The following is a 26,671-nucleotide window of genomic DNA, read 5'->3' on the forward strand; positions in this document are numbered from 1 at the left end:
TGCAAGAAAAAGCCGAGTCGCTCTCACTTGAAGCTTGTCGCTGACAGCTCGCAGCTGCATTTATAGGCCTGCGTGGGCGGCGATGGCGGCGGCGATGGCCAGGGCCAGCTCTTCGGGTTTGCGCTTGATCGAGTAGTTGGTCAGTTCAGGATGGCTTTCAACGAAGCTGGTATTGAACTGGCCACTACGGAATTCCGGATTGCGCAGGATTTCCTGGTAATACGCGGCGGTGGTCTTCACCCCTTGCAGACGCATGTCGTCGAGGGCGCGCAGGCCACGGTCCATCGCCTCTTCCCAGGTCAGCGCCCAGACCACCAGTTTCAGGCACATCGAGTCGTAGAACGGCGGAATGGTGTAGCCGGTGTAGATCGCCGTGTCGGTGCGCACGCCGGGGCCGCCGGGAGCGTAGTAGCGAGTGATCTTGCCGAAGCTCGGCAGGAAGTTGTTCTTCGGGTCTTCGGCGTTGATCCGGAACTGCAGCGCGAAGCCACGGTGCTGGATGTCTTCCTGCTTCACTGACAGCGGCAGGCCGGAGGCGATGCGGATCTGCTCACGAACGATGTCGATCCCGGTGATTTCTTCGGTGATGGTGTGTTCCACCTGCACCCGGGTGTTCATCTCCATGAAGTACACCTCGCCCTCGGCGAGCAGGAACTCCACGGTGCCGGCGTTCTCGTAGCCCACAGCCTTGGCTGCGCGCACCGACAGGTCGCCGATGTAGGCGCGCTGTTCCGGGGTCAGTTGCGGGCTCGGGGCGATCTCGATCAGCTTCTGGTTGCGGCGCTGGATCGAGCAGTCACGCTCGAACAGGTGCACGACGTTGCCGAAGCTGTCGCCGAGGATCTGCGCTTCGATGTGCTTCGGATTAACGATGCATTTTTCCAGGAACACTTCCGCCGAACCGAAGGCCTTGGTCGCTTCGGAAATCACCCGAGGGAAATTCTGTTCGAGTTCTTCGCGGCTGTTGCAGCGACGGATGCCGCGCCCGCCACCACCGGAGGTGGCCTTGAGCATGACCGGGTAACCGATGCGGTCGCCCTCGGCCAAGGCTTCATTGATGTCGGCCACGTTGCCTTCGGTGCCCGGGGTGACCGGTACGCCGGCCTTGATCATGCTGCGCCGGGCTTCGGTCTTGTCGCCCATGCGGCGAATGACTTCTGCCGACGGGCCGATGAATTTAATCCCGCGTTCGGCGCAGATGTCTGCCAACTCGGCATTTTCCGAGAGGAAGCCGTAACCGGGGTGCAATGCATCGCAACCGGTTTCCACCGCCAGGTTCACCAGCTTGCGCGGGTTCAGGTAACCGGCCAGTGGCTCGGCACCGATGCTGTGGGCTTCGTCCGCACGCTTCACATGCAAGGCATGGCGGTCGGCGTCGGAAAAAATCGCAACCGAGCGAATGCCCATTTCGGCGCAGGCTCGCACGATTCTTACGGCAATCTCACCACGGTTGGCGATCAGGATCTTTGTTATCACTTGGAGGTTCCCTTGAGCCGGTGGCACCACGACCTGCTAGACCCAGGTCGACGCGTGACCAAATGTTTCAATTTAGTCGCAGCCCCACACTAGCGCTCACAAGGGATTAACAAAAATGAATAAAAATTGGGTCAGGCATAAGCAAAGACTTATAGTTAAACCATCAGCCTGCCGTCAGAGCCTATAAGAAATGCGTAACTCCTTGATGCGTATGACATTACGCCAGTTGCAGATCTTCAACGAAGTGTGTGATTTGCGTTCTTACAGCCGTGCGGCTGAGGAAATGTCGCTCACACAACCAGCCGTCAGCCTACAGATTCGTCAGCTGGAAGAGCTCATCGGCCAGCCATTATTCGATTATGTCGGCAAAAAACTCTACATGACCGAGGCTGCCGAAGCCCTGCAGCGGGCCAGCCGGGACATCTTCGGTCGCCTGGAAAACCTCGACATGCAGCTGTCGGACATGCAGGGCTCGCTGCAAGGCCAACTGAAGCTGGCGGTGGAATCCAGCGCCAAATACTTCGTGCCGCACCTGTTCGCCGCCTTCAAGCGCCAGCACCCGGAAGTGAACCTGCAACTGACCGTGGTCAACCGTGGCCAGGTGATCCGCCGCCTCTCGGACAACCGCGACGATCTGGTGATCATGTCGATGGTGCCGCAGGACATGGGCCTGGAGTTTCTGCCCTTTCTGAACAACCCGATTGTCGCCGTGGCGCGCCCGGATCATCCGCTGGCGCATATGGGGCCGCTGCGTTTGCAGGACCTTGAACCCTACACACTGCTGATCCGCGAACCGGGTTCGGGCACGCGAATGGCCTGCGAGGACTACTTCAAGGAGAAACGCGTGCACTTCACCCAGACTCAGGAAGTGGCCTCGGCCGAAGCCCAGCGCGAATGCGTGGTGGCGGGTCTGGGCCTGGCGCTGTTGACGCGCCACGCCCTGAACCTGGAGTTGGCGACCGGCGGCCTGGTGGAGTTGCCGGTCGAGGAGTTGCCGCTGTTCCGTAGCTGGTGCCTGGTGCAAGCCAAGGCCAAACGGCTGTCACCGGTGGCGCACGCCTTCCTGGCGTTTATCCGCAGCGAACGGGTGCAGATCAGCGCGCTGGTTGAGCGCTTCGACGGGAAGTTGCCGGTACGGCCTGCCAGTAGTTGATTTCAATGTCCTCGGGAAAATCGCTGATTTCGCTTTGAAGCTGACGAAGTTCGAAGCGATCTTCGATGGCGCGACGGAATTCCATGCGGCGCTGGTCTTCCTGTTGACGACGGGTTTTCGCGGCGCTGTTGCGTTCTTCGTAGGGCTGAGCCATTTCGAGTCTCCCAAGGCGAGTACGGGAGTTTCACGATAGGCGTGAGGGATGACGGTTTGGCTGCGCGGGGATGACAGTGCGATGAAACTTGCGCAGGGTTGTGGTGTTTCTGAGGACGCCTTCGCGAGCAGGCTCGCTCCCACATTTGATCTCGGCGTGACACAAAATTTGTGTTCACAGAAGATCCCTGTGGAAGCGAGCCTGCTCGCGATTAAGTTCGGAACGACCTTAGATGACTTCAGTCATCCAGCGCTTTTACGGCTTTCGGCGACAAGCGCAAGCTGCGCAGACTGCGCTTGACGCTCTTCAGGTGATTGACCAGGCTCGGCCCGCGCGCCATCGCCACGCCCATCGCCAACACGTCGATCACCACCAGATGCGCAATGCGCGAGGTCAGCGGCGTGTAGATCTCGGTGTCTTCGTGCACATCAATCGCCAGGTTGACGGTCGACAGTTCGGCCAACGGCGTCTGGCTTGGGCACAGGGTGATCAGCGAAGCGCCACTCTCGCGAACGAGGTTGGCGGTGATCAGCAGATCCTTGGAGCGCCCGGACTGGGAAATACAGATCGCCACGTCGGTCGGCTTCAACGTCACCGCCGACATCGCCTGCATGTGCGGGTCGGAGTACGCCGCCGCCGTCAGCAGCAAACGGAAGAACTTGTGCTGCGCATCCGCCGCCACCGCGCCCGACGCACCAAAGCCATAGAACTCGACACGCTGCGCCTGAGACATCAGCGTCACCGCGCGCTGCAACTCCACCGGATCAAGCTTCTCGCGAACCTCCATCAGGGTGTGCAGCGTGGTGTCGAAGATCTTCAGGCTGTAGTCGGCGACCGAGTCGTCCTCATGGATCGCGAACTGACCAAAACTGGCACCGGCAGCCAGGCTCTGCGCCAGTTTCAGTTTCAGATCCTGAAAACCTGAACAACCGATGGCGCGACAGAAGCGCACGATGGTCGGTTCACTGATGCCGACGCTGTGGGCCAGATCGGCCATGGAACTGTGCATCACGGCCGCAGGGTCAAGCAGCACGTGGTCGGCGACCTTGAGCTCCGACTTGCGTAACAGGTGACGTGACTGGGCGATGTGTTGCAGCAGATTCAAGGGGCTGGACTCTTCTTATGGGCAAGGATGTAGCACGCTTGTAGTTATACTACATGAATTGGCTTTTTGCCTGCTCAATGCGTAACTCAATGTCCCCGTATTGGGCGTGATGACGCGCATGTAGCACTTAAAACGGTTTTGCCTGCTCACGCAAAAGCCCGGCCAGCGCGGCAGCTTCTACCGGACGACTGATCAGATAGCCCTGCACCTCGTCGCAGCCCTCGGCCCGCAAAAACGTCAGTTGCTCCGGCCGTTCGACCCCTTCGGCCACCACCTTCAACGACAGTCCGTGGGCCATGGCAATGATCGCGCGGGTGATCGCCGCATCCTCACTGCCCTCGCCCAGGCCGCGAATGAACGCCTGATCGATCTTCACGTAATCCACCGGAATCCGTTTCAGATAACTCAACGACGAATACCCGGTGCCGAAGTCGTCGATGGCCAGTTTCACCCCCAGATCCCGCAGTTGCTGGAACGTCGCAATGATGTGTTCAACGCTGTCGAGCAACTGGCTTTCGGTCAATTCCAGCTCGAGAAAATGCGGCGCCAGACCGGTCTCCTCCAACACCTGCCGCACCAGGCTGACCAGTTTGCCCTGACGCAGTTGATGCACCGAGAGGTTCACCGACACGCGGATCGCTTCCAGGCCCTCGCGCTGCCATTCGCACGCCTGCCAACACGCCTGACGCAGGACGAACTCGCCGATGGGGCCGATCAACCCGGTTTCTTCGGCCAGCCCGATGAAATCGCCTGGCGGTACCTGCCCCAGAATCGGATGTTCCCAGCGCACCAGAGCCTCAGCCGCATTCAGCCGACCTGTCGCCAGGCACAACTTCGGCTGATAGAACACCTTCAGTTGCTTGTCTTCGATAGCTTTGCGCAACTGGTTCTCCAGTTGCAGACGCTCAAGGGTGCTGGCCTGCAGGCTGTCGGTGTAGAACTGGAAATTGTTGCCGCCCAGATGCTTGGCATGCTGCATGGCCATGTTCGACTGACTGACCAGCGCGGAAATTTCACGGGCGTTGTCCGGCAGCATACTGATGCCCATCGAGGCGCTGACCACCAGCTCATGCCCTTCGACGGTCAGCGGCAGACGCAGCTTGCTCGACAACCGCGTGGCGACCCGCGCCAGGCTCGACAGGTTGCCGTAGGCGTCGAACAGCACCGCGAATTCGTCACCGGACAACCGCGCAATCGTGTCCGCTTCCGGCAAGGCATTGACCAGCCGCCGGGACATTTTTTGCAGCAACTGGTCAGCGATCTCATGGCCGAGGCTGTCGTTGAGCAATTTGAAACGATCCAGATTGATGTGCAGCAACGCCAGACTGCGCCGTCCGCCCTGCCGGACCCGTTGGTGGGCTTCGTGCAGGCGCTCGCGAAACAGCGAGCGGTTGGCCAGTCCGGTGAGTTCATCGTAGTGCGTCAGGTAACGCATGCGCTCTTCGGATTCGCGCCGCGCCGAAAGATCGGCGAAGAAGCCGACGATATGACTGACGTTGCCCCGACTGTCGCGCACTGCATTGAGTTGCAGCCACTGTGGATACAACTCGCCGTTCTTGCGGGTTTCCACCAGTTCACCTTGCCAACTGCCATGCTGCTCCAGCGCATGGCGGATCGCGACGTAATGCCGACGGGCATCGCGGCTGCACGGCAACTCGACGACATTGCGCCCGAGCATGTCGTCGATGTCGTAACCGGTCACCCGGCTGAAGGCCTGATTGATCGCGATCAGCGCGTAGTTCGGGTCGAGGATCACAATGCCTTCGCTGGCCGCTTCGAACACCGTCGCCGCCAGGCGCTGCTGCTCTTCGAGGCTTTTGCTGGCACTGATGTCGCGGCGGGTGCCGACCATGCGGATCACTTGCCCGCTCTCGCTACGTTCAACGGCGCGGCCACGGTCTTCGATCCACACCCAGTGACCATCGCCGTGGCGCACGCGGTATTCGATCTGATAGTCCTCGGTGCGGCCCTTCAAATGCTCGACCAAGGCGTGCTTGAGCGACGGCACATCCTCCGGGTGCAGGCGTGGCTTGAGGTCGCGCAGGATGGCCGTGACGTATTCCGGGGCGAGGCCGAACAGCTCCTGAATCTGCGTGTGATGAACTTCGTCGGTCTGCAGGTTCCAGTCCCACAACCCCAGCTCGCTGGCCTTCAGCGCCAGCGCCAGGCGCGCTTCGCTTTTGCTCAGGGCCTGATTGGCGGCGTCCAGCTCGCGGCTGCGCTGAGCGACGCGGTCTTCCAGGTCGACCTGCGCTTCGCGCAACTGGCCTTCGGCGCAACGCCGCTGCTCGATTTCCCGCGCCAGCTCCTGATTGAGTTGTTCGCTGCGCGACTGCGTCTGCTGAAGATGTTCGATCAGGTGCTGATTCTGAAAGCGCCGCAGCAAGCCACGATCAATCAGGCGATTGACCTGCCACGCCACCACGCTCAGCGAGCCGAGCAGAATCAGGCCCAGCCAGCCCCAGCCGCGCGCCTGCTCGTCGCCGCCCCAGAACAGATAGCCGATCGCCGGCAGCAGGCACGGCAAGGTAAACGACAGAAACGCCGGCAGGCTCACCGCATAGGCGACACTGGCCGACAATGTCGCGGCACCGATCAGGCCGAACACCCAGGCCTGCTGCATGAAGTTGTCGGCCGGCACCAGGGCAATGCCAGCGCCAGCCAGGGTCAGGCCGGTCATGGTCGAGCCGAGCAGGAACATGCGGAACCAGATCGGCTGGGCCTGGCGATTGGGTATCGCCGAATCGAACGCCGCCACTTGAATCACGCGCAACGCCACCAGCGACAGCAACCACACCAGCCAGACACTGACCACGAAGTAGCGCTGCGGGCTCCAGAGCAAAGCGGCGCAGACCAGACCATTGATCAACATGAACAGGGTGGGCAACAGAGAGCCCTGGTACAGCAGGCGCGTGCGCTCCACCGCCATTTCGACGGCATAGTGCTTGCGGATAACCCGGGGTTCCACAGAGGGGCCCGACAGTTCGGAGCTGAGGGTCATGGGCAACGTTCTTGTTCTTATAAGGGGGGGCGTGCGCCCGAAACGTGCACGGAGCATACACAAGCCGATCCCGTTGCCAAACTGCCCCAGGTCATAATTTCAGCGAAACATTTGCTCCCCGCAACGACGCCGAAACCCGCAGAGCCACACGGACTCACGCCTTCAGCGGATGACCGACCGGTCGTCATCGGCAGCACTTTCATCGGCTAATGCAAAGCTCGGTTTGCCCGGGCCTGCGGCGCACCCTAGAATGCCCCGATGCGCGATGATCTCTCCCTTCTGCTGAACTCCCTCAACGATGCCCAACGCCAGGCCGTAGCCGCCCCCGTTGGCCGTCAGTTGGTCCTGGCCGGTGCTGGCTCCGGTAAAACCCGAGTGCTGGTGCACCGTATCGCCTGGTTGATCCAGGTCGAAAACGCCTCGCCCCACTCCATCCTGTCGGTGACGTTCACCAACAAGGCCGCTGCCGAGATGCGTCACCGCATCGAGCAGTTGCTGGGTATCAACCCGGCCGGCATGTGGGTGGGCACCTTCCACGGCCTGGCGCACCGCTTGCTGCGGGCGCACTGGCAGGAAGCGGGTTTGAGCCAGACCTTCCAGATTCTCGACAGCGACGACCAGCAACGACTGGTCAAGCGAGTGATCCGCGAGCTGGGTCTGGACGAGCAACGCTGGCCGGCCCGGCAGGCCCAGTGGTTCATCAACGGGCAAAAAGACGAAGGTCTGCGCCCGCAACATATTCAAGCCAGTGGCGATCTGTTCCTGGCCACCATGCGCGGCATTTACGAAGCCTACGAGGCGGCCTGCCAGCGTGCCGGCGTCATCGACTTCTCCGAACTGCTGCTGCGCGCCCTCGACCTGTGGCGCGACCACCCGGGCCTGCTGGCGCATTATCAGAAGCGCTTCCGGCACATTCTGGTGGACGAGTTCCAGGACACCAACGCCGTGCAATACGCCTGGTTGCGTCTGCTCGGCAAGGGTGGCGACAGCCTGATGGTGGTCGGTGACGACGACCAGTCGATCTACGGCTGGCGTGGCGCGAAAATCGAGAACATTCATCAGTACTCATCCGACTTCCCGGATTCGGTAACCATTCGTCTCGAGCAGAACTACCGCTCGACGGCCGGCATCCTGAAAGCGGCCAACGCCCTGATCGCCAATAACACCGGGCGCCTGGGCAAGGAGCTGTGGACCGATGGCGGCGACGGCGAAGCGATCAATCTGTACGCCGCGTTCAACGAACACGACGAAGCACGTTACGTTGTCGAAACCATCGAAAGCGCGCTGAAAACCGGCTTGGCCCGTAGCGATATCGCGATTCTGTACCGCTCCAACGCCCAATCGCGCGTTCTGGAAGAAGCCTTGCTGCGCGAACGCATTCCGTACCGCATCTATGGCGGCCAGCGCTTCTTCGAGCGCGCGGAAATCAAGAACGCCATGGCCTACCTGCGTTTGCTCGAAGGCCGCGGCAACGATGCCGCGCTGGAACGGGTGATCAACGTACCGGCCCGTGGCATTGGCGAAAAAACCGTCGAAGCGATCCGCGACCACGCACGCCACAGCGATGTGTCGATGTGGGAAGCGATGCGCCAACTGGTGGCCAATAAAGGCCTGACCGGTCGCGCCGCCGGGGCGCTGGGTGCGTTCATCGAGCTGATCGAAAACCTCGCCGCCAAGTGCATGGAGATGCCGCTGCACCTGATGACCCAGACCGTCATCGAGCAGTCGGGGCTGATCGCCTATCACGAAGCGGAAAAAGGCGAGAAAGGCCAGGCCCGGGTGGAAAACCTTGAGGAACTGGTCAGCGCCGCGCGCAACTTCGAGAACACCGAAGAAGACGAAGAGTTGACACCACTGGCGGCGTTCCTCGGCCACGCTTCGCTGGAAGCCGGAGACACCCAGGCCGACGAACACGAAGACAGCGTTCAGCTGATGACCCTGCACAGCGCCAAAGGCCTGGAGTTCCCTTACGTGTTCCTGGTGGGCATGGAAGAAGGCCTGTTCCCGCACAAGATGAGCCTGGAAGAACCGGGGCGTCTTGAGGAAGAACGGCGCCTGGCCTACGTCGGTATCACCCGGGCCATGCAGAATCTGGTGATGACCTATGCTGAAACCCGACGCCTGTACGGCAGCGAAACCTACAACAAGGTTTCGCGTTTCGTACGCGAAGTGCCGAAGGGCCTGATTCAGGAAGTGCGTTTGTCGAACAGCGTCAGCCGACCGTTCGGTGGCAACCAGTCAATGAGCGGCAGCAACCTGTTCAGCGGCAGCGAAATTCCGGAAACCGGCTTCAGTCTGGGCCAGGCCGTGCGCCATTCGATCTTCGGCGACGGCGTGATCCTCAACTTCGAAGGCGCCGGCGCGCAGGCGCGGGTTCAGGTGAATTTCAGCGAAGGCAGCAAGTGGCTGATGCTCGGTTACGCCAAGCTGGAAGCTATCTAAGGCTTTGCTCGATTGCTCTTCTGCAGGAGTGAGCCTGCTCGCGATAGCTTCACCACGGTTTGACAGTTAGACCGAGGTGCTTCAATCGCGAGCAGGCTCACTCCTACAGAGCTTGTGTGAGCTTTGATGCAATTTGGGAGCACTTCATGGGCTCAGGCTTCTTTTCCTCCTGGACATTCTGGGCCCTGCTCTCGGCGACTTTCGCTGCACTGACAGCGATCTTTGCCAAAGTCGGCATCGAAAACGTCAATTCCGACTTCGCCACCCTGCTGCGCACCATCGTGGTACTGGTCAGCCTGGCCTTGATTTTGTACGCGACGGGCCAATATCAGTCCTTGGGTTCGATCTCCGCCAAGAGCTATCTGTTCCTGCTGCTGTCCGGTCTGGGGACCGGTGCATCGTGGCTCTGCTATTTCCGCGCACTGAAAGTCGGCCCGGCCTCGCTGGTCGCGCCAGTGGATAAACTCAGCGTGGTGCTGGTGGCGGTGCTCGGCGTGATCCTGCTGGGCGAAAAACTCGACCTGCGCCAATGGGGCGGCATCGGCCTGATCACGGCAGGTGTGGTGATGTTGGCGTTTCGTCGTTAAGGCGATTTCTCACTGAACACGTCGTCGTTTCCTACAGCCAAAAGTAAACAGCCTTATTGCCCTGACCAAGCTGAACCTAACCTGTCAGGCAAAAGCCCGAAACACTCTCTCGCTAGCCAGTAACACTTCAGCTGTGCAACATGGCGCGCGTGTCTCCACAAACGGGAATTCCCTTTATGAAACGTTTTCTTAGCATCGCCATGGCGTTGTGCATCGGCCTGACGATGAGCCTCGACGCCAACGCCAAGCGCTTCGGTGGTGGCAAAAGCGCCGGCGCTGCGCCGACGCACCAGACCAGCCAGATGGCTCCTTCTTCTCCAGGCATGGGCGGCGCAGCAGCGACCGCTGGTGCTGCCGGTGCCGCTGGCGCCGCTGCCAAGGCCGGTGGCGCTTCGAAATGGCTCGGCCCGCTGGCCGGTATCGCTGCCGGTGGCCTGCTCGCGTCCATGTTCATGGGCGGCGGCTTCCAGGGCATGCAGATCTTCGACATCCTGATCATGGCCGTGATCGCGTTCGTGATCTTCCGCTTCATCGCCGCCCGTCGACGCAAGCAGCAGGAGCATCTGGCTCCGGCCGGCGCGCCGATGCAGCGTGAAGTGTTCGAACAGAAGCCTGCTGCCATGGGTTCGATCTTCGGTGGTTCGGCGGCTCCGGTTGCCGCTCGTCCGGTAATCAACGCGCCAGCCTGGTTCAACGAGCAGCGCTTCCTTGAAGCCGCACGCAGCCACTTCCAGTCGCTGCAGCAGCACTGGGACGCCAACGAAATGGACAAGATCGCCGAGTTCGTGACCCCGCAAATGCTCGACTTCCTCAAGCGTGAGCGTGCGGATCTGGGCGACGGCTTCCAGTCGACCTACATCGACAACCTGCAGGTGCAGCTGGACGGCGTCGATGATCGTGCCGACAAGACCATCGCCACCCTGACCTTCAGTGGTGTGTCGAAAACCTCGCGTTTCGACCAGGGCGAAGTGTTCAGCGAAAGCTGGAACATGGAACGTCCGCAGGGCGACAACCAGCCTTGGCTGGTGGCCGGTATTCGTCAGAACGGCTGAGCCTTGCTGCGCTGAACCTGCGACCACGAAAACCCCGGACTCGTCCGGGGTTTTTCTATTTCGCGGTTGCATCTATAGCGAGCTACTGTATAAACCGGCCCATATAAACCGCGCCATTCAAGCAAGAGGATCCCGGACGTGGAAGAAATCATCGAACAACTGCGCGAAGCCAACGAACCCGTACCGGTTCCTTTGGAATTGCCTGACGAAGACCAACTGGTGGAGATCGAGGAAGAACTGTTCATCAACATTCCGTTCGTCTTCAAAGAGTTTCTGCTGACCGTCAGCGATGTGGTGTTTGGCAGCCTCGAGCCGGTGACCGTCACCGACCCGCAATCGCACACCTACCTGCCGGAAGTCGCGGCCAACGCCTGGGATATTGGCGTACCGCGCGACCTGATCCCGATCTGTCAGGACGGCTACAACTACTACTGCGTTGAAGAAGACGGCACCGTGGTGCTGTGGTCCGGCGAAGAAGAGCTGATCACCGAAGAGTCCTGGGAATCGGTGTGGCATTGGGCGCGGGACGTCTGGCTGGAAAGCTGATCCGCCACACGTCCCGGTAGGTCAGTGCCCCGACGACTCCTTGTGGTTGTCGAGGGTTTCCAGCAAAGCCACCTGCATCCGCGTGTGCACGCGGATGAACCAGCGCCAGAGCAGCGCCGCCACGGCGGCCGCCACCACGGCGATCAGCACCAGCAACTTGTTGGTCGGCAGGATACTGGCCGACAAGGCTGACAACAGCAGGAAAATCACCAGCAGCGAGAGGATCGGGATCACTTCGGCGATCACCCGGCGCACTCGCTGCGTGTGACGACCGGCCATTTCCGGCTTTACCCCCATCTCTGCCAGCAGCATCGACAGCGCCTTGAGCTTGCGATACGCCGCGATCAAAAACGGCAACGACACCAACAATGCCCCGCCCCAGATCAACGCCTTCTGCCAGCTCGGATCGCTGACCCAGTCTTGCAATGAGGTCGATATACGCTCGGCGAAGTAGGCCCCGGCGAAGAAGATCGCAATCACCAGCGCCAGATTGACCCCGACCTGCAACAGGATTCGCCTGATCATCGACGCCAGCATCGCGCCCTCGCCCTGCGGCTGAATGCTGCGCAGCCACTCGCCGTACATACCCAGAACACGCCCCAGGCGCTTGGGCACAGCGGCGGACAACTTGATCGACAGCGGATCGGCGGCACGAATCAGATACGGCGTCAGCAGCGTGGTAATCACCGACACGGCCACAGCGACCGGGTAAAGGAAGTTGCTGGTGACCTGCAGGGTCATGCCCAGCGCGGCGATGATGAAGGAAAATTCGCCGATCTGTGACAGACCCATCCCGACGCGCAGTGAGGTGCGTCCGTCATTGCCGGCGATAAAGGCACCGAGACCGCAGGACAGCATCTTGCCTAGCACCACGGCGACAGTGATCACGGCGATCGGCCAGGCATATTCGAGCAGAATCATAGGGTCGAGCATCAGACCGATCGCCACAAAGAAGATCGCACTGAACAGGTCGCGCACCGGTTCGATCAGGCGCTCGATTTTCAGCAGTTGCCGCGACTCGGCCATGATCGCACCGATCAGGAAGGCGCCGAGCACCATGCTGTATTCAAGTTTGACCACCAGCAGGCAGAACCCGAAACACAGGCCCAGCACGGTGATCAGCAGCATCTCGTTGCTGTCGAATCTGGCGACGTAGGCCAGCAGGCGCGGCACCAGCAGAATGCCAATGACCAGCGCGACAATCATGAACAGCGACAGCTTGCCGACCGTGGAAAACACCTCGCCGGAACTCACCGTGCCGCTCACCGCGATGCTCGACAGCAACGCGATGATGCCAATGCCGAGGATGTCTTCGACGATCAGCACCCCGAAGATCAACTGCGCGAAACGCTCGTTTTTCATCTTCAGGTCATTGAGCGCCTTGACGATGATGGTGGTCGAGGAGATCGCCAGGATCGCGCCGAGGAACAGCGAGTCCATGGTGTTCCAGTCGAACCAGCGGCCGATTTCGTAGCCGATCCAGATCATCAGGACAATTTCGAGGAACGCTGCAATGAAGGCCGTGGCGCCGACCTTGAACAGCTTGCGCAGGCTGAACTCCAGCCCCAGGCAGAACATCAGGAAGATCACCCCCAGTTCGGCAAGGGTCTTGATGGTTTCTTCGTCGTGGATCAGGCCGAACGGCGGGGTGTGCGGACCGATGATGAAGCCGGCAACGATGTAGCCGAGTACCACAGGCTGCTTGAAGCGATGAAACAGTACCGTGACCACGCCTGCGACCAACATGATCACTGCCAGATCCTGAATAAAGCTGATGGCATGCATGGCGTGGCCTCCTTGTATGACGAGACTCGCGGACAGACGTCAGAACGGTCTGGGCGAGGTGAGAAAAATCCGCTTTTCACGTGGGAATTGCCCTTGGGCAGGGCCTTTTGCAGGTTAACACCGCGACTTCCGCCTGGAAGGCGGTGCAATATATGGAAACAGAACGATTCCGGCGTGACGGCGGCCTGTCGCCCGGCGTCCCGATAACGGTGCTTTTGAAAAGCGACCAGGCACCCGCAGAGGTGCTTTCAGCCACTCAGCCTTGATCCGTGAGAACGTTATGGAACCCGGAAACGCCCAGCTGTCGATGACGGTATTGATGACCCCCGACATGGCCAACTTCTCTGGCAATGTCCACGGCGGCACCCTGCTCAAATACCTCGACGAAGTGGCCTACGCCTGCGCGAGCCGTTATGCCGGCCGCTACGTAGTGACCCTGTCGGTTGATCAGGTGATTTTTCGCGAGCCGATTCACGTCGGCGAGCTGGTGACCTTCCTCGCGTCGGTCAACTACACCGGCAACACCTCAATGGAAGTCGGCATCAAAGTGGTGACCGAGAATATCCGCGAGCGCTCGGTGCGCCACACCAACAGCTGCTTCTTCACCATGGTCGCTGTCGATGACCAGCGCAAACCGGCGGCAGTACCGCCGCTGCAACCGCAGAACAGCGAAGACAAACGCCGCTACATGCAAGCGCAGCAGCGTCGGCAGATTCGCCAGGAGCTGGAGAAGCGTTATCAGGAGATCAAGGGCGACGCCTGACCAGCCCCAATTGATGTGGCTTGATAGATAGCCTTCGCGAGCAAGCCCGCCCCCCCATTGGATCTGTGCTGTTCACCAAACCAATGTCGGAGCGGGCTTGCTCGCGAATGCGCATGACGCGGGCTACAGACTGATGGCCGTCGCCTCGAATTTCACCCGTGGATGCGCAATCCGGTCCTGTGCCCGCACCAGTTGCAACTCATAACTGGCACACGCCTGCGTCTCCAGCAGCACTTCATGCACCGCCGCTGCGGTGAATTCAAACGCCGCTACCAGGCTGTCCCCGAGCAGCACCCGCGCCAGGAACAGACCGGACGTCAAATCGCCCACCCCCACCGGCTGCCGCGGAAACGCCAGCAACGGCCGGCGCAAATGCCAGCTGCCATCAGCGGTGACCAGCAACATCTCGAAGCCATCCGCCGGCTTGCCCGGGTAATCCAGATGTTTGACCAGCACCGCTTTCGGGCCGCGGGCCAGCAGGGCTCGCGCCATCGCCAGGCAATCGAACAGCGACTGCGGCTTGCGCCCGGAAAAGCTGTCCAGTTCCAGCTGATTCGGGCACATGATGTCCGCCACGGCGGCCGCCTCTTCCAGCAGGAAGTCACTGACCTCGGTCGGCACACTGCAGCCCTTCTCCGGATGGCCCATTACCGGGTCACAGAGATACAGCGCCTTGGGATTGACCGACTTGATGCGCTCGACGCCACTGAGAATCGCCCGCCCTTGCGCCGCACTGCCGAGATAGCCGGACAGCACCGCATCGCAGTTGCCCAGTTCGCCGATGGCAGCGATCCCTTCAACCAGTTCGGGGATCTGTTGCGGTGCCAGCACTTCACCGGCCCACTGGCCATATTGAGTGTGATTGGAAAACTGCACGGTGTTGAGGGGCCAGACATTCACCCCGACCCGCTGCATCGGGAAAACCGCAGCGCTGTTGCCGGCGTGGCCGAACACCACATGGGACTGGATGGCGAGCAGATGAGGCGTACGTTTCATTCGGGTCATTCCGTAAAACGATTGAAATTCAAGCCGCGCAGTATGCGACGAAACGCAGCCTGTACGACAGGCCGGCGACGCAGTTAAGCTGACGCTATCTTTTGGAGTCCCCTGTCGATGCTGACCCTCGAAAACATCTTCGTGTTGATGCTGTTCGCCGCTGCCGGCGCATGGCTATGGCACAACCACGGCTTGCGCGAGCGAGCGCTGGAGCGGGTCAAACAGCATTGCATCAACGTTGGCATCGAACTGCTGGACGGTAATGTCGCGCTGAAAAAGATTGGCTTGATCAAGGACGCCAGCGGTCGCCGACGCCTGGCGCGGGTGTACAACTTCGAATTCACCGTCACCGGCGAAACCCGCCACAACGGCACCATCACCCAGTTCGGCGCGCACAGTGCACAGATCGAACTGGCGCCCTACCCGGCGCCGTTCGACGATACGCCGCCGGTGGTCGAGGTGCACAAGCCTCGCGCGGAAGTGATCGAACTCAGTCAGTGGCGCCAGGAACACACCAAGTGGAAGCCCTGAGCCCCGTCTTGTGAGCTTTTGAGTCTCAGCTTGTCCGCGCACTCGCCAGACCGGCCTGCAACGCCCCGACCTCCTGTGGCTCACTGAAAATCAGCTCGATCCGCGAATCCCGCCGCCATTCGCTCGGTTGCCAATTCAATTCAGCCCGGTCCAGCGCATTCGCTGAAATCCAGCCCGCGACGCTGTGGATAACCAGTTTGGCGCGTTTCCACTCCAGGCTTGCCAACCAGTCGGCGATTCGCTGGCTGTCGAACGTTTGCCCCGGGTGCCAACGCCACCCCACGCTCCAACTGCCCTCCAGGGCCTGGCTCAGACAAATCGGTTGCGTCGGATCACTCCACACCGTTGGCATGGGCGCCGGGCCGTTGGGCACGATCAGGCTATCCGCACCCGCCGTCGCCCGTGCGGTCAGGCCCGGTAACTCGCTCAGGGACACCTGCGCCTGCTGCGTCCAGATCAACCGCACGGGCGGCAGTTGTGCGGTTATCTGCCCGCGCAGGCGCTCATCAAGGTTTTCAGCCTTGTTCAGCAACAGTAAACCGGCGCCGGCCAGTGCCTCCTGTTGCGCTGCCGCTAACGGTTTTCCCGCCGCCAGCGCCTGAGCGTCCAGCACCAGAACACACGGCTGTACCGCCAGCACGCCGCGCCACGGCGCTTCACTCAACTGCCTGAGCAACTGCGCCGGATGACCCAGCCCCGACGGCTCGATAAACAGCCGATCCGGCTTTGCCTTGCGCAGCAAGCGCCCGAGCCCGATCTGGAACGGCGCACCATTGACGCAACACAAACACCCCCCGGCCACTTCGCCCAGTGCGATACCATCGGCGTCACGAGTCAGCAGTGCGGCATCAAGGCCGATCTGGCCGAACTCATTGATCAGCACCGCCCAGCGCTCCCCGTCCGGGCGTTGCGCCAGGAGCTGGCGGATCAGGCTGGTCTTGCCCGCCCCCAAGGGACCGGCGATGACATGAGTTGGAATGTTCTGCAACATGGCTGGCATTTTCTGAGGAGGTTGAAGATGCGTTGGGTGGGATGGTCGTTGCTGTTGATGCTGCTGTCGAGCGAAGCGTTGGCTCAGGCCTGTGTCGTGCACAGTCAGGGCGAGCGGCTTGATGTAAAAGTCTGCCAGCAGAACCGCAACATCCCGGCCAAGCTGTTCAGCGACGGTTTCTGTCAGCCGACCCTGGCCGGACAGAAAGTCGAGGTGCAGTACGTCGATCAATGCCCCGCCGGCGCCTTTGGCGTGTGCAGCAACGCGCAAGTCGCCAATATGCCTTACCGCCAGGATATCCACTATTACGGCGTCGCCACTGATGCGGTGTATCTGCAACCGTATTGCGAAGGCCAGAGCCAGGGCACCTGGCTCAAACCTTGAGCGCTTAACCGAGCCAGTCGAGGGTCAGGATCAACCGACGCTCGCCCGGCGATAATGCCGGCGAACGATGAATCAAGCCAAAGCCCTCGTTGCCGTGCCATTTTTCACCTTTGAGCAGCGCGACGTGAGCGCTGCCCAGTTGCTGGATCTGCGCGCAATCCTGCGGCTCGGCGTTGGCCTGCCCCAGTTGAGTACGGTCCATGGCGCCCTCGGTGAGCCACTGACTGCCGACGCCGGCGTACGTGGTAATCAGGCGCACCGGCACATGGTCAACGTGGAAGCGTGGGCACATGGCCTTGTCCAGAACCCGCAGCCGCAGGCCGATTCGCCGCGCACCCAATAAACAGGCAAATGCACTGACCAGCCATCTCAGGTCGGCGATAAAGCTGTCGTAGCCTTCCAGGTCACGAAATCCTGCGGCCAGCCCGGCAAGGTCAGGCTCGGCGTCCTCCTCAGGCAATTCCAGGCACAGCGACTCCGCCAAGGGTTCATTGCGCGAAAGCAGCAGCCCGGCGAAATCGGCAATGTGCAGCGGCAGTTGTCGCTGCCAGACCGCGAGGTTGATGTCGTCCTCCAGGATCCGCGCCAATGCATTGGGCGTCGGCCCGTGATGCGGATAACGCGCGCGGTTTTGCAGCTGCTTGAACGCGAGCATCAGGCGGCCTCTTCGTGCCAGGGGCCGAACGGATCCGCTAGCAATCGCCAGCCCTGCGCACCGAGTGCCATTTCCTCATCGCTCAGCAGGCAGTCGTCCAGATCCGCCGCGAGCTGGGCGAAGTCGATGTTCTGGCCAATGAACACCAGTTCCTGACGACAATCACCGACGCTCGGCGTCCAGTTCTGCATGATCGCCTGGGTGCTTTCCTGATCCTGCGGCCACTGGGATTTCGGCACAAAACGCCACCAGCGACCCGCGAAGCCATGACGCATCAAACCGCCGGCCTGCGACCAGCTTCCGGCATCCGTGGGTTTGCTGGCCAGCCAGAAGAAACCTTTGGAGCGCAGCAGTTTACCGTTCAGCCACGGACGGTCGATGAAGTTGAAAAACCGCTGCGGGTGAAAGGGCCGACGCGCACGGTAGACCGTTGACGCGATGCCGTACTCCTCGGTTTCCGGCACGTGTTCGCCCCGTAACTCCTGCAGCCACCCCGGTGCCTGCGCGGCTTTTTCGAAGTCAAAGCGACCGGTGTTGAGGATCTTCTCCAGCGGCACTTCGCCCATCACCATCGGGATGATTTCAGCGTGAGCATTAAGGCGTCCGAGAATGGCCATCAGCTCATCGCGATCACCTTGGCTGATCAGGTCGATCTTGCTGATCAGCAGCACGTCGGCGAACTCGATCTGTTCAATCAACAGATCGGTGATGGAGCGCTCGTCTTCCTCGCCAAGGGTTTCGCCTCGAGAGGCGAGGCTTTCCGCAGCCTGGTAATCGAGGAGGAAGTTCATGCCGTCGACGACAGTGACCATGGTGTCGAGGCGCGCGACGTCAGCGAGGCTCTGCCCCTGTTCGTCGCGAAAGGTGAAGGTTTCTGCCACCGGCAGCGGCTCGGAGATCCCGGTGGACTCGATCAGTAAGTAATCGAAACGACCCTCGCGGGCGAGCTTGCTCACTTCTTCGAGCAAGTCTTCGCGTAACGTACAGCAGATGCAACCGTTACTCATCTCGACGAGCTTTTCTTCGGCACGGTTCAGGCTGACATCGCGCTGAACTTCGCTGCCATCAATATTGATCTCGCTCATATCATTAACGATGACCGCCACTCGCAATCCGTCTCGATTACGTAGTACGTAATTCAAAAGTGTACTTTTTCCGGCGCCGAGAAATCCAGAAAGTACGGTCACAGGCAATGCAGCTGACATTGGGTAATCCTCATCAAATGGTAGCCGACTGGCGCTTTTGCTCGCGCCGGACGTTTTCTGGCCCCAAACGATGGGCTTCAGAGAAAGTAAACGTTCGAAGTCGGTCGGGTCAGGCTCAGTTCAAATTAATGTTATAGTATAACAACGCAAACAAGCCAGCCCTTGTCTTGCCTTGAACGACAAAGCACTGGAAGCTGCAATCAACTGGCCTCCTGGAAAACGTGATGAGAAATGCGCTGAAGTACTCGGTTTTCAGCCTCGCGCTGTTGATGGTGGGCAATGCCTGGGCTCAGGTTCCAGCGCTGGCCAGCTGCACACGCAGCGCCAATCTGCTGGCTTGCGTGGATGCTGATGGCAATGCGTACAGCGTCAACACCGTGGGCAGTACGCTTTACCTGCGTGGATTCGAGAAAGCTGGAAAGCGTTACTGGGCGCAGACCAACAGCCGCTTCGGGCAACTGACGTTCTTCACCGGCATCGCGTCCGACGGTGAAGCCTGGGTGGGCTACACCCGTCGGGTGGGCTGGACCACCATCAATCGCTTCTCCAGCTCCGGTGGTAGCAGCGCAAAGTTCACCTGCAGCCGCATAACGGGCTGTTAGACCCGCGAACTGTGTTGTGCCTGTTGCCAGGCGATGTAACTGTCGACCGGCGGATTCTTTTGAAAATAGCGCTGTAAACCATCGAACAATCCCTCGGCCACCGCTTGCTGGTGCCTCGCCGTAACCAGTCGTTGGCTGTCGCGAGCATTGGAAATAAAGCCGGTTTCAACCAGGATGGAAGGCACATCCGGCGACTTCAGCACGGCAAATCCGGCCTGTTCGACGCGCTTCTGGTGCAGCGTGGTGATCCCCGCCAAGCTGGCAAGCACCGTACTGCCCAGCTGCAGACTGGCGGCAATCGTTGCATTCATCGACATATCCACAATCACGCCGGCCAGCATCGGGTCTTTATCCTTGAGGTTGAGCAAGCGGGTAGCCCCGAGCAAATCCACACCGTTCTCGCGTTGCGCCATGAAGCGCGCGGTTGCCGACGTCGCGCCCCCTTCCGAAAGACAATACACAGAGGCGCCAGATGCGGTCAGGCGTGGCGCTGCGTCAGCGTGCACCGAGATAAACAGGTCGGCCTTGTGCTGGCGGGCGATCTCGACGCGCTTGCGCAGTGGCACGAAAAAGTCGTCATTGCGCACCAATTTCACGTCAAAACCCCTGGTTTTTTTCAGGCGTTTTGCGAGCAGTTGTGCAATGGAAAGCACCACATCTTTTTCACGCTCGCCCTTGGCGCCAACCGCGCCAGGATCCTTCCCGCCATGCCCGGGATCGACGACCACGATAATGTCGCGCTGAGGATGAACGCCTTTTGCAGGTGTTTCACGTGGAACCATTGGGGCGGTCGGGGCCGGTTTGGCGCTCACCAGATCAAGCACCAAGCGGTGCCCTTGGCCATCCTGCGGCGCCAGCAGGAAGCTGTTAAGCAGCACCGGACTGCTCAGATCGAGAACAATCCGCGTGTCATCCTGGCCGAAATGGCCGGATCGAATTGAACGGATCACCGTGTTACCGAGGGCTAACTGACTGAAATCGCCGGTCACACTGGCGCCGCTCAGATCAATGATCAATCGCTCTGGAGCGCTGAGTGCAAAAGTCTTGTAGCGCACCGGTGCGCTCAAATCGAATACCAGCCGCAACTTCTCACCCGAGCGCCAGAGCCGCGCGTTACGAACTTGCGCGGCTGAGACACTGAAAGGAAGGGCGAAGGCCGCGCTGGCCAATATCAGGTTAAGCAGATGGCGTCTGTGCATATGAAAGCCTGTTCATAAAAAAGGCATCGTGATTTGAATTGTTATAATGTAACATCAATTTCAATTAACACGATGGGGCTGAACATGAATGCGCTGACCTTACCGGACATCGCCGCGCAGGCCGCTCGCCAAGCTCTCCCTCTCGAATGGGTGGGCATGCGCGGCATTGCTTTACCTGTGTGGCTGGAAGGCCGACAACTGAGTGCGAAGGCAGATGCTGGCGTGAGTCTGGATGATGGCGAGGCACGCGGTATTCATATGTCTCGCCTCTATCTGGCGCTCGCAACACTCGAGCAGGAAAACCTTTCCCCTGCGCTGATACGGCAGGTGCTGCAACGGTTTCTCGACAGCCATGAGGGTTTATCCAATAGCGCCTATCTGAATATCCACACCGATTTGCTGCTGAAAAGACCCGCACTGGTCAGTCCGTTGAGCGGCTGGAAATCCTATCCGGCAACCATTGCTGCTCGTCTGGAAAAGCAAATGTTCCACGTGGAACTACAAATCGACGTGCCCTACTCATCAACATGCCCTTGCTCCGCCGCGCTGGCCCGCCAGCTGATTCAGCAGCAATTCATCGACGACTTCGCCAACAAGTCGTTGCAACATGCCGATGTCTTGACCTGGCTGGGTTCAACGCAAGGCATTCTCGCCACGCCGCACAGCCAACGCAGCATTGCGGAATTGCACCTTCAACTGGACGAATTCATCGACGAGTTGCCACTGACAGCAATCATCAACGACGCCGAAGCGGCGCTCGGTACCGCCGTCCAAACCGCAGTGAAACGCGCCGACGAACAAGCCTTCGCCCTCGCTAACGGGCAAAATCTGATGTTCTGCGAAGACGCTGCCCGCCGACTGAATCTGGTCCTGCGACGCACGCCGGGCGTCAGCGCGTTCCACCTGCGCGTAGTCCATGCCGAAAGCCTCCACGCCCACGACGCCGTTGCGCAAAGTCGCTGGCAACGGGAGCACGCATGATCCGTTGCCAATCCCTGACGTGGGGCGCCCCCGGACAAGCCCTGACATCCCCCCTTTCACTTGAGCTGGACAACGGCAGTCTCACGGCAATCGTTGGCGCTAACGGTTGTGGCAAAAGCAGCCTGCTGAAAGTGATGGCCGGTTTACAAAAGCCGTTGGCGGGCCAGGTCACGCTGAGTGTTCCACGCCAGAGCGGTCTGTCCTTCCTGCCACAGCAACAGCATCTGGACCGACAATTCCCGATCAGCCTCCACGAACTGGTGGCCGCCGGTTTCTGGGGCCGTAGATTATCGACCCAGCTGCGTGCCCAGCGACTCGCCGATGCGTTGGACAACTGGCACCTGAGTGGACTCAGCCACCGGCCGCTGATGGCACTGTCGGGCGGCGAACTGCAACGTGCCCTGCTCGCGCGCTTGAGCCTGACCGACGCGCCGATCCTGTTGCTCGACGAACCCCACGCCGCACTTGATGAACTCGGCCAGCAGTTGCTTTGGGAACATATTCACGCCTGGCACGGCGAAGGCCGAACCCTCGTCGTGGTCTGCCATGACCTCGCTGCCGTCCGCCAACACATCGCTCAAACAGTGCTGATCAACAATCGCCAATGTGTGTACGGCGCGAGCACGGAACTGATTCAACAAACTCCCGACATGCAGGTGGCCTGATGCTTGCCATCGCGCACTTCTGGCAACCGTTCAGCGACTTCGTTTTCATGCGGCGTGCGCTGCTCGGCGGGCTGGTGCTGGCCTGCAGCGTTGCCCCACTCGGGGTGTTTTTGATTCTGCGGCGGATGAGCCTGATCGGTGACGCAGTCGCCCACGGCATTCTTCCCGGTGCCGCGTTGGGCTTCTGGTTCGCCGGCCTCAGTCTGCCTGCCCTGACCCTCGGCGGTCTCGGTGCCGGTCTGAGCATGGCCGGCCTCGCCGCGTGGATCACTCGCCGCACTGGCCTGCGCGAAGACGCCAGCCTCGCCGCGATCTATCCGATTTCCCTCGCCAGCGGTGTGCTGATTCTCGGCATCGCCGGCAAACGCCTCGACCTCTTGCACCTGCTGTTCGGCTCGGCACTGGCCGTGGACGGACCGACACTGCATGGCATGTTGTGGGTCTGCGCCTTGAGCCTGATCGCCATGGCCCTGATCTACAAACCGCTGCTGCTCGACACCCTCGACCCGCTGTTCCTGAGCACCGTCAGCCGCCTCGGCCCTCTGGCCCACGGCGTATTCCTGACCCTGGTCGTACTCAATCTGGTGATCGGATTTCAGGCCATCGGCGCCTTGATGGTGGTGGGACTGATGATGCTTCCCGCTGCAGCTTCGCGATTCTGGAGCCGACACCTGCCGAGCCTGATCGCTATCGCAGCCGCCCTCGGTTGCCTCTCGGTTTGGCTCGGGTTGTTGCTGTCGTTCTACTACTCGCTGCCCAGCGGCCCGGCCATCGTGCTGATTGCCGGCCTCGGTTATCTGCTGTCCGTGGTGTTCGGACCGGTCCACGGTCTGTTGCGCCGCCCGCCTTTGCTCACATCCCAATGAGGTGTCTCCCGATGCGCGCTCTATTTGTGCTGTTCAGCCTGATGCTGTCGATGTCGTTATCGGCGGCGGAAAAACTGCCCGTGGTCACCAGCTTCAGCATCCTCGCCGACATGGTTCATCAGGTCGGTGGCGAGCATATCCAGATCACCAACATGGTCGGCCCCGACGCCGATGCTCACACCTACGAGCCGACACCGGACGATGCAAAAGCGCTGCTCAAGGCCAGACTGATCATCAAGAACGGCCTCGGTTTCGAGCCATGGCTGGATCGACTGGTGACCAGCACCGAAACCCAGGCCACGGTGATCAGTGCAAGTCACGGGGTGATTCCACGTTCGCTGGATGAAGATGGCGAGACCATCCCCGACCCGCACGCCTGGCACAATCTGGCCAACGCCGAGCTGTACATCGCCAACATCACCAAAGCGTTGATCGCCGCCGACCCGGCCAACAAGGCCGACTACGAACGCAACAGTCAAACCTACCGGAAGCAGATCTACGCCCTGCTCGCCAAAGCCAAGGCCAGATTCGGTTCGCTGCCAGCGGGCAACCGCAAGATCGTCACCAGCCATGACGCCTTCGGTTATCTCGGCCAGGCCTACGGTATCGACTTCATGGCTCCGCAAGGACTGTCCACCGAACGCGAACCCTCGGCCGCAGAAGTCGCGGCGTTGATCACCCAGATTCGCCAGGCCCACGTCAAAGCGGTGTTCATGGAAAACATCAAGGACGCACGCCTGCTCAAACAGATCGCCGACGAAAGCGGAGCGCACATTGGCGGCACGCTCTATTCGGATGCCCTCGCCGCAAGCGGCCCGGCCAGCACCTTCACCGGTCTGTTCGAGTACAACCTCAACACCCTCTACAACGCACTGAGCCAACCATGATTCGCAAGAACCCATCAGGTGATCTGCCGCAGATTGCCGAATCGGCCTACGTCGATAAAACCGCAATCATCTGCGGCAAAGTAGTGATCGGCGAAAACGTATTTGTCGGGCCTTATGCGGTCATCCGCGCGGACGAAGTGGATGCATCGGGCGAGATGGAAGCGATAACCATCGGTGCCAATTCGAACATCCAGGACGGCGTGGTCATCCACTCCAAATCCGGCGCGGCGGTGATGATCGGCGAATTCAGCTCCATCGCCCACCGTTCGATCGTGCATGGTCCGTGTGTTGTGGGTAACCGGGTATTCATCGGTTTCAACAGCGTGCTGTTCAACTGCGTGGTCGGCAACGGCTGCGTGGTTCGGCACAACTCGGTGGTCGACGGGCGCGATCTGCCCGACGCGTTCTACGTGCCCTCCACCACCCGCATCGGGCCGAAGACCGATCTCTCGCAGTTCCCACCGGTGAGCGTCAGCGCCTCGGAGTTTTCCGAAGACGTGGCGCGCACTAATGTCGATCTGGTACGTGGCTACAAAGCCTTGCAGAACGAGTTCTGAACCATGAGCAGCGTGCTGATTCGCAATGCCAGGCTGGTCAACGAAGGGCGTGAGTTCGACGGCGACTTATTGGTTGGCAACGGACGCATCGTCAAGATTGCCCGGAGCATCGAAGGCGAAAACGCGGCGGTGGAAATCGACGCCAACGGTCAGTGGCTACTGCCCGGCATGATTGATGATCAGGTGCATTTTCGTGAGCCGGGTGCGCCAGCCAAGGGCAGCCTTTATACCGAGTCCCGCGCGGCGGTTGCCGGTGGCATCACCAGCTTCATGGACATGCCCAATACCCAACCGGCCACCCTCACCCTCGAAGCGCTGGCGGACAAGAAGCGCCGGGCGGCGATGAGTTCGGTGGCCAACTACGGTTTTCACTTTGGCGTGAGTCAGGACAATCTCGACACGGTGGCGGCGCTCAATCCGAGTGAGGTGGCCGGGGTGAAAGTGTTCATGGGCGCGTCCACCGGCAACATGCTGGTGGATGATCCGCAAATCCTCGAACGGCTGTTCGCCGAGGTACCGACCCTTCTATTGGCACACTGCGAACACACGCCGAGCATCGACACCAACGCGGCCAACCTGCGCAAACGGTTCGGTGCACATCTGCCGCCGGATGCCCATGCACTGATCCGCAATGCCGAGACCTGCTATCGCTCCTCGTCTCTGGCCGTGGACCTGGCCAAGCGCCATGGCACGCGCTTGCACGTTTTGCACCTCACCACCGCACGTGAACTCGAACTGTTCGAAGACAAACCACTGGCGCAAAAGCACATCACCGCCGAAGTCTGCCTGCACCATCTGCTGTTCGATGATCGTGACTACCCAACGCTGGGCAACCTGATCAAATGCAACCCGGCGATCAAAACCCCCGCCGACCGTGATGCATTGCGCGCCGCGTTGAACAGCCAGCGGCTGGATATCATCGGCAGCGATCATGCGCCGCATACCTGGCAGGAAAAGCAGCGACCTTACAGCGAGGCGCCATCGGGATTACCGTTGGTGCAACACGCCCTGCCCGCCTTGCTGGAGCTGGTGGCGGACGCTGTCTTGCCGATCACCACGCTGGTGGCGAAGACCAGTCACCGGGTGGCGGATCTGTTTGCCATTCCGGATCGCGGTTATTTGCGTGAGGGATATTGGGCAGATCTGGTGTTGATTGAACCGCAGACGCTGGAGGTGTCTCGGCAACCGATTCTGTCGCAATGTGGATGGACGCCGTTTGCCGGTCGCCGCTTTCGGCATCGGGTGAATACGACAATTGTTTCGGGGCAGATTGCGTGGCGGGACGACCGGGTGCATGACGGGTGTCGAGGGTTGGCGTTGCGATTCTTGCGCTGAGGCATTCAGTGACTGACAAGACGCGATCGCGGGCAAGTCCGCGCCCACAGGTTGCACCGGTGAACACAACATTGATGTCCACTGCAGAACCTTGTGGGAGCGGGTTTGCCCGCGATGTTTTTTAAGCTCTTGGTTTAACCGCGCCGCAATCCTGGCCCAACCACACGGCGCGGGTCTCCAGACTGCCCTTCTGGTTGATCCCGATGGCATTGAACGTGCCGTTGGCTACCGTGGTGAACTCCCGATCGCTTTGGAACGTTGCCACGCCCGTGCCTTGGGCTTTCGGGCAACTGAAGCGGAATTTCCACTGGTTGCCGTTGCGCTCGGTGATCTGTTGCTTGCAACCTGATTGCGGATCAGCCAACGGGATATCGTTGGTTGCCACCTGTTGCGGCGTCAGGCAGGCACGGATGCCTTTACCGCCAATATTGATACCGTTCTTTTCCAGGGCCGCCCTCTGTTGCGGGGTCATCTGGCCTTGAATCTGGCCGAGGATCGACTGCACATCCATCGGCTGATCATCGACTTTGACGTTGCTCGATGTCATTTCCCACAGCCCTGGCTGCAACATCTGCGCTTGCGCAATCACCGGCAATGCCAAACCCAGGCCCAGCGCCAAACCCAGCAGACGAACGTTCATCGAAAAACTCCTGATCAGTAGTGGCCGTTAGACGTCGGCCGATTGCTTCGGTTCATGCACCAATTAAATAGCGACATTCGCAACAGAACATGGTCTGTTAAGCATTAAATCTT

The 26,671-nt window shown here is 60.4% G+C and carries 26 protein-coding genes; 15 read left to right on the forward strand and 11 right to left on the reverse strand.

Annotated features, from left to right (window positions below):
• Window positions 1-60: 60 nt before the first annotated feature.
• Window positions 61-1,476: an acetyl-CoA carboxylase biotin carboxylase subunit gene (locus tag ACXX9E_RS05285; RefSeq protein WP_123469995.1), complete on the reverse strand. Its 1,416-nt coding sequence runs from the start codon at window positions 1,474-1,476 to the stop codon at window positions 61-63.
• 190 nt (window positions 1,477-1,666) lie between these two features.
• Between ACXX9E_RS05285 and ACXX9E_RS05290 the strand changes: the two genes are divergently transcribed.
• On the forward strand, window positions 1,667-2,629 hold the full coding sequence (locus ACXX9E_RS05290; protein ID WP_458555120.1) for a LysR family transcriptional regulator: 963 nt from the start codon (window positions 1,667-1,669) through the stop codon (window positions 2,627-2,629).
• Here the strand turns inward: ACXX9E_RS05290 and ACXX9E_RS05295 are convergent.
• The 3 genes from ACXX9E_RS05295 to ACXX9E_RS05305 all read right to left on the reverse strand — a co-directional run bounded on the left by ACXX9E_RS05295 (window position 2,571) and on the right by ACXX9E_RS05305 (window position 6,889).
• Complete coding sequence (locus ACXX9E_RS05295) at window positions 2,571-2,783, reverse strand: PA3496 family putative envelope integrity protein (protein WP_123469998.1); 213 nt, start codon at window positions 2,781-2,783, stop codon at window positions 2,571-2,573. The two genes, ACXX9E_RS05290 and ACXX9E_RS05295, sit on opposite strands and share 59 nt — an antisense overlap.
• Before the next feature lie 238 nt (window positions 2,784-3,021).
• Window positions 3,022-3,888: a transcriptional regulator HexR gene (gene hexR / locus ACXX9E_RS05300; RefSeq protein WP_007962240.1), complete on the reverse strand. Its 867-nt coding sequence runs from the start codon at window positions 3,886-3,888 to the stop codon at window positions 3,022-3,024.
• Window positions 3,889-4,015: 127 nt separating this feature from the next.
• Window positions 4,016-6,889 carry a putative bifunctional diguanylate cyclase/phosphodiesterase gene (locus ACXX9E_RS05305; protein ID WP_186743841.1) on the reverse strand — a complete coding sequence of 958 codons (2,874 nt, stop codon included), beginning with the start codon at window positions 6,887-6,889 and terminating at the stop codon, window positions 4,016-4,018.
• Between the two features lie 258 nt (window positions 6,890-7,147).
• Between ACXX9E_RS05305 and uvrD the strand changes: the two genes are divergently transcribed.
• From uvrD to ACXX9E_RS05325, 4 genes are all read left to right on the forward strand, one after another.
• Entirely contained in the window at window positions 7,148-9,331 is a 2,184-nt protein-coding gene (gene uvrD / locus ACXX9E_RS05310; RefSeq protein WP_123470002.1) for a DNA helicase II, read from the forward strand.
• 146 nt (window positions 9,332-9,477) lie between these two features.
• Entirely contained in the window at window positions 9,478-9,918 is a 441-nt protein-coding gene (locus tag ACXX9E_RS05315) for an EamA family transporter (protein ID WP_016984014.1), read from the forward strand.
• Between the two features lie 176 nt (window positions 9,919-10,094).
• Entirely contained in the window at window positions 10,095-10,970 is an 876-nt protein-coding gene (locus tag ACXX9E_RS05320; protein ID WP_186743839.1) for a Tim44 domain-containing protein, read from the forward strand.
• A gap of 138 nt (window positions 10,971-11,108) precedes the next feature.
• On the forward strand, window positions 11,109-11,516 hold the full coding sequence (locus ACXX9E_RS05325; protein ID WP_123470006.1) for an SMI1/KNR4 family protein: 408 nt from the start codon (window positions 11,109-11,111) through the stop codon (window positions 11,514-11,516).
• 21 nt (window positions 11,517-11,537) lie between these two features.
• Here ACXX9E_RS05325 and ACXX9E_RS05330 read toward each other — a convergent pair whose 3' ends face one another.
• Complete coding sequence (locus ACXX9E_RS05330; RefSeq protein WP_123470007.1) at window positions 11,538-13,301, reverse strand: cation:proton antiporter; 1,764 nt, start codon at window positions 13,299-13,301, stop codon at window positions 11,538-11,540.
• A 280-nt stretch (window positions 13,302-13,581) separates the two neighbouring features.
• On the opposite strand from ACXX9E_RS05330, the gene ACXX9E_RS05335 reads away from it, so the two are divergent.
• Window positions 13,582-14,064, forward strand: a complete 483-nt coding sequence (locus ACXX9E_RS05335; RefSeq protein ID WP_003229693.1) for an acyl-CoA thioesterase — start codon at window positions 13,582-13,584, stop codon at window positions 14,062-14,064.
• A gap of 123 nt (window positions 14,065-14,187) precedes the next feature.
• Here the strand turns inward: ACXX9E_RS05335 and pdxY are convergent, their stop codons facing one another.
• Window positions 14,188-15,060, reverse strand: a complete 873-nt coding sequence (gene pdxY, locus ACXX9E_RS05340) for a pyridoxal kinase PdxY (protein WP_128615994.1) — start codon at window positions 15,058-15,060, stop codon at window positions 14,188-14,190.
• 117 nt (window positions 15,061-15,177) lie between these two features.
• Between pdxY and ACXX9E_RS05345 the strand changes: the two genes are divergently transcribed.
• Window positions 15,178-15,591, forward strand: a complete 414-nt coding sequence (locus ACXX9E_RS05345; RefSeq protein WP_123470010.1) for a DUF3301 domain-containing protein — start codon at window positions 15,178-15,180, stop codon at window positions 15,589-15,591.
• 25 nt (window positions 15,592-15,616) lie between these two features.
• On the opposite strand, the gene ACXX9E_RS05350 is transcribed toward ACXX9E_RS05345, so the two are convergent.
• Window positions 15,617-16,582, reverse strand: a complete 966-nt coding sequence (locus ACXX9E_RS05350) for a CobW family GTP-binding protein (RefSeq protein WP_458555121.1) — start codon at window positions 16,580-16,582, stop codon at window positions 15,617-15,619.
• Between the two features lie 27 nt (window positions 16,583-16,609).
• On the opposite strand from ACXX9E_RS05350, the gene ACXX9E_RS05355 reads away from it, so the two are divergent.
• On the forward strand, window positions 16,610-16,966 hold the full coding sequence (locus ACXX9E_RS05355) for an NADH:ubiquinone oxidoreductase (RefSeq protein WP_222834015.1): 357 nt from the start codon (window positions 16,610-16,612) through the stop codon (window positions 16,964-16,966).
• Window positions 16,967-16,970: 4 nt separating this feature from the next.
• Here the strand turns inward: ACXX9E_RS05355 and ACXX9E_RS05360 are convergent, their stop codons facing one another.
• Both ACXX9E_RS05360 and zigA read right to left on the reverse strand, forming a co-directional pair.
• Window positions 16,971-17,621: a DUF1826 domain-containing protein gene (locus ACXX9E_RS05360; RefSeq protein WP_458555122.1), complete on the reverse strand. Its 651-nt coding sequence runs from the start codon at window positions 17,619-17,621 to the stop codon at window positions 16,971-16,973.
• On the reverse strand, window positions 17,621-18,826 hold the full coding sequence (gene zigA / locus ACXX9E_RS05365) for a zinc metallochaperone GTPase ZigA (protein WP_458555123.1): 1,206 nt from the start codon (window positions 18,824-18,826) through the stop codon (window positions 17,621-17,623). The genes ACXX9E_RS05360 and zigA overlap by 1 nt, the downstream gene beginning before the upstream one ends.
• 224 nt (window positions 18,827-19,050) lie before the next feature.
• Between zigA and ACXX9E_RS05370 the strand changes: the two genes are divergently transcribed.
• Window positions 19,051-19,428, forward strand: coding sequence for a glutamine synthetase (locus ACXX9E_RS05370; protein ID WP_222834012.1), 378 nt, complete (start codon window positions 19,051-19,053; stop codon window positions 19,426-19,428).
• On the opposite strand, the gene ACXX9E_RS05375 is transcribed toward ACXX9E_RS05370, so the two are convergent.
• Window positions 19,425-20,627 (reverse strand): N-acetylmuramoyl-L-alanine amidase, encoded by a 1,203-nt coding sequence (locus tag ACXX9E_RS05375; RefSeq protein ID WP_458555124.1) that lies wholly within the window; start codon window positions 20,625-20,627, stop codon window positions 19,425-19,427. The genes ACXX9E_RS05370 and ACXX9E_RS05375 overlap by 4 nt on opposite strands.
• An 84-nt stretch (window positions 20,628-20,711) precedes the next feature.
• Between ACXX9E_RS05375 and folE2 the strand changes: the two genes are divergently transcribed.
• Genes folE2 through ACXX9E_RS05405 form a run of 6 tightly spaced genes read left to right on the forward strand, consistent with a single transcriptional unit; the run spans window position 20,712 to window position 25,918 of the window.
• Entirely contained in the window at window positions 20,712-21,608 is an 897-nt protein-coding gene (gene folE2 / locus ACXX9E_RS05380; RefSeq protein ID WP_458555125.1) for a GTP cyclohydrolase FolE2, read from the forward strand.
• Complete coding sequence (locus ACXX9E_RS05385; RefSeq protein WP_123470024.1) at window positions 21,605-22,273, forward strand: metal ABC transporter ATP-binding protein; 669 nt, start codon at window positions 21,605-21,607, stop codon at window positions 22,271-22,273. The genes folE2 and ACXX9E_RS05385 overlap by 4 nt, the downstream gene beginning before the upstream one ends.
• Window positions 22,273-23,139 (forward strand): metal ABC transporter permease, encoded by an 867-nt coding sequence (locus ACXX9E_RS05390; protein ID WP_458555126.1) that lies wholly within the window; start codon window positions 22,273-22,275, stop codon window positions 23,137-23,139. The genes ACXX9E_RS05385 and ACXX9E_RS05390 overlap by 1 nt, the downstream gene beginning before the upstream one ends.
• A gap of 11 nt (window positions 23,140-23,150) precedes the next feature.
• Entirely contained in the window at window positions 23,151-24,026 is an 876-nt protein-coding gene (locus ACXX9E_RS05395; RefSeq protein WP_186743827.1) for a metal ABC transporter substrate-binding protein, read from the forward strand.
• Window positions 24,023-24,583 carry a gamma carbonic anhydrase family protein gene (locus ACXX9E_RS05400; protein WP_123470030.1) on the forward strand — a complete coding sequence of 187 codons (561 nt, stop codon included), beginning with the start codon at window positions 24,023-24,025 and terminating at the stop codon, window positions 24,581-24,583. The genes ACXX9E_RS05395 and ACXX9E_RS05400 overlap by 4 nt, the downstream gene beginning before the upstream one ends.
• A gap of 3 nt (window positions 24,584-24,586) precedes the next feature.
• Complete coding sequence (locus tag ACXX9E_RS05405) at window positions 24,587-25,918, forward strand: dihydroorotase (protein WP_458555127.1); 1,332 nt, start codon at window positions 24,587-24,589, stop codon at window positions 25,916-25,918.
• Window positions 25,919-26,039: 121 nt separating this feature from the next.
• Here the strand turns inward: ACXX9E_RS05405 and ACXX9E_RS05410 are convergent, their stop codons facing one another.
• Window positions 26,040-26,558, reverse strand: coding sequence for a DUF3617 domain-containing protein (locus tag ACXX9E_RS05410; RefSeq protein WP_123470034.1), 519 nt, complete (start codon window positions 26,556-26,558; stop codon window positions 26,040-26,042).
• Window positions 26,559-26,671 lie beyond the last annotated feature (113 nt).

Source organism: Pseudomonas sp. GNP014, assembly GCF_054344005.1.